Genomic DNA, 2729 nt, shown 5'->3' on the forward strand with positions numbered 1-2729 from the left:
AAACCTCCAGAAGAAAAAATTGTTAAAGAGACCAGGCCAGTTATCGGAGCCTAGTCAAGAAACAACAATTTCTTTATTGCGTGGCATACGAACTCGTCATCTCAGAACTCAAAACAAAGAAATCACGGCGAATAATCCCCTTGGGAAAGCCAGTCCTCTCAGCCCTACGCAAACATCAGCACAACCGTTCAACGAGTGAACTCGTTTTCACTGGGAGGGCCAGTTACCTCTTCACTCTGACACGGTCAGTAAAACCTTTGACCGTGCACTTAAAGGAATACAAGTACCGAGGATCAGGTTCCATGATCTTCGCCATACCTTTGCGACCCTTGCGCTCTCTGCCAATGTTCCGGTCAAGATCGTCTCGGACCTCATGGGGCATGCGACCGTGGCATTCGCTCTCGACACGTATGCCCATGCTCTTCCGGCTGCTCACCGTGACGCAATGAACATCATCACCGAGCTCTTTAACGACAGAAATCAGCACCTTCGGATGGAAAACCGGAAACCAAAACAACAAAGACCCCGACCAGAAAATCTCTGGTCAGGATCTTTATGAGTGGTGGCGGGGGCAGGATTTGAACCTGCGACCTTCGGGTTATGAGCCCGACGAGCTACCAGACTGCTCCACCCCGCGACTGACGAGGATAACGGCGCCGGGTGCAGTCCCCTCCCTGTTTGTTTAAGTCCCGGTGAGTTGGGCTACTACGGGCCCGAGGGTGTCGATAGCGGTGTCTTGAACCACGATGTAATTGAAACCCCAGCGTTCTCGGTTGGCTTGGAGTTGTTCAATGATTTGGTTGGTTGAACCAATTAACAGCGCAGGAGTTTCTTCAATCTGTTTTTCTTCAAAGTGAAACAACTCTGCCATGCCGGTTACCGCAGCGGCCCGGTCGTCGGTTACTTGGGTGCTAAAGACCAGCACGCTGAACTCAAGATCGTCGTAGCGGTCGCCGGCGGCTTCTTTTACCCACGCCATTTTTTGATCAAAGCGTTCTGGGGAAACATCTTGGGTGGTTTCGCTGCCTACGTAGCCGGCTTTCAGGTTGGCGGTTACGGCCACAATGTCGGCTTCTCGGGCGGCGATGCCCAGCATGCGTTTGCCGCCGGCCCCGATGAGTACCGGGGGCGGGGTTTGTACCGGCTTGGGCCAGCCTTCCATGTCGGTGATTTGGTAGTAGTCGCCAGAGAAATTGACTGGGCCGTCCGCAAACAGCCCGCGGATTACGGCCAGGCTTTCCAGCATGCGGTCTATGCGCACTCCGGGTCGGTCGTATTCCATGCCTGCTTTGTCGTAGTCGGATTTCATCCAACCGGCGCCGAGGCCGAATTCCATACGGCCTTCGGAGAGCACATCGAGGGTGGCCATGTCTTTGGCCAGCACCACCGGGTGCCGATAATCGTTGCCAAACACCAAGGCTCCTAAGCGCAGGGTAGTGGTGGCTTGGGCGGCGGCCGCTAAGGCGGGGGTAACGGCGAGTTGGTCTTCGAAGTGGTCGGGCATAACCAGTGTTGACCAGCCGTCATCTTCGAGTTTGCGTGCCGTGTCGGCCCAGGTGCGGCCTTCGGATGGTTTGGTGAGTTGAATACCGAAGCGGAATGGTTTGGTCATGATGTCTCCTTGGTCGGCTCCAAACTAGACCATCAGGGCTTAGCAGTCGTCGTTGGCCAGTTGAAGCAACAGCGCAGCAAAATCTTTGAGGAGCGGCACCGGGGTTCCAGTTTTTTTTCCGTGGTCGTCTTCGAACACCCGTAGGGCCACGGCGTCTTGGAAATACTTATTGGCTTCGAAGGCCGCTACTTCGTCGATGCCCATAGGCCCGTTTTGTTGGGTCAGGGTGTATTGCGAGGCCGAAGAGAGGCGGTCGTGGTATTCCGGGTCAACAGCGCACAAATAGCGTTTGGCCTCCACGTGCAGGCGCACGGGTTCGGCTACTGCGGGCTCGAAGCGCTCGGCTACCCATGCTCCCCCGGTGTCGCCGTGGGCGTGAATGCCAAAGTCGTCGTCGGGTTCGTCGAGCCAGTGGCCCACGTCGTGGAGTAAACATGCGGCAATCAGCGTGTCGCTGGCCCCTTGGGCTTGGGCGGCTCCGGCGGTTAACAAGACGTGTTCGGCAATGGTGACGTTTTCGCCGTAGTTGCGTTGGCCTTTGTCGGCCATCAAGGCGGCCAACTCGTCAACCACGCTCACGACGCTTCTTCTAACACTCGTATTAGCGAGTGCAGGGCGTCTTTGTCGGCGTAGCAGCCTTGCAGGTGGCGGGCCCCTTCGGTGTAGGCCGATCGCCCGTGCAGCACTCGTTGGTTGTCAAAAATCATGAGCTGCCCGGGGGCTAAGCGAAACTCTATTTTGGCCTCTGGTAGGTGAAGCAACTCACCCAGCGTGCGGTAGGCCCGGTAGTATTCGGCCATAACTTCGGGCGGCAGATTAAAGGTTTGAGCGGAGCGACTGTTGTAGCGCAGGCCAATGACTTCGCCCCGGGAGTCGAGTTCAATAAGCGGACGGGCCGCTTGCAGGTCGGCGGTGTCGTCTCGGTAACGAAAACCCACCGGCCAGGTGGTGAGCAGTTTGAAGGCATCGGCGTGGTGTTGGCGTATTTTTTCGGCCACGGCAAAGCCGTCTACTAGTTGGCTTTGGCCGCCGTCGGAGTCATTAACCAAGCAGTGCAGCAACTGCAGGCCCGGCACTGGGTCGCGGTAGGGGTTGTCGGTGTGCATGCCGATACCCC

General features: G+C 56.9%; 3 protein-coding genes, 1 tRNA gene and 1 pseudogene. 1 reads left to right on the forward strand and 4 read right to left on the reverse strand.

Translation table 11 applies throughout. From position 1 onward, the window contains the following. Nucleotides 1-283: 283 nt before the first annotated feature. Nucleotides 284-559 (forward strand): annotated as a pseudogene (locus EYQ49_06205) (hypothetical protein). A gap of 1 nt (nt 560) precedes the next feature. Here EYQ49_06205 and EYQ49_06210 read toward each other — a convergent pair. From EYQ49_06210 to EYQ49_06225, 4 genes are all read right to left on the reverse strand, one after another. Beyond that, nucleotides 561-637: transfer RNA gene (locus EYQ49_06210), tRNA-Met, on the reverse strand. Nucleotides 638-682: 45 nt separating this feature from the next. Further along, nucleotides 683-1612, reverse strand: a complete 930-nt coding sequence (locus EYQ49_06215; GenBank protein HIG25465.1) for a TIGR03621 family F420-dependent LLM class oxidoreductase — start codon at nt 1610-1612, stop codon at nt 683-685. A 39-nt stretch (nt 1613-1651) separates the two neighbouring features. After that, nucleotides 1652-2191, reverse strand: coding sequence for an HD domain-containing protein (locus tag EYQ49_06220; protein HIG25466.1), 540 nt, complete (start codon nt 2189-2191; stop codon nt 1652-1654). Next, nucleotides 2188-2729, reverse strand: a 542-nt coding sequence (locus tag EYQ49_06225) for a gamma-butyrobetaine dioxygenase (protein ID HIG25467.1), incomplete at its 5' end; no start/stop codon positions are given. The genes EYQ49_06225 and EYQ49_06220, both read right to left, overlap by 4 nt.

Source organism: Acidimicrobiia bacterium (assembly GCA_012959995.1).
In the GTDB taxonomy this organism is placed as follows: domain Bacteria; phylum Actinomycetota; class Acidimicrobiia; order Acidimicrobiales; family MedAcidi-G1; genus MedAcidi-G2B.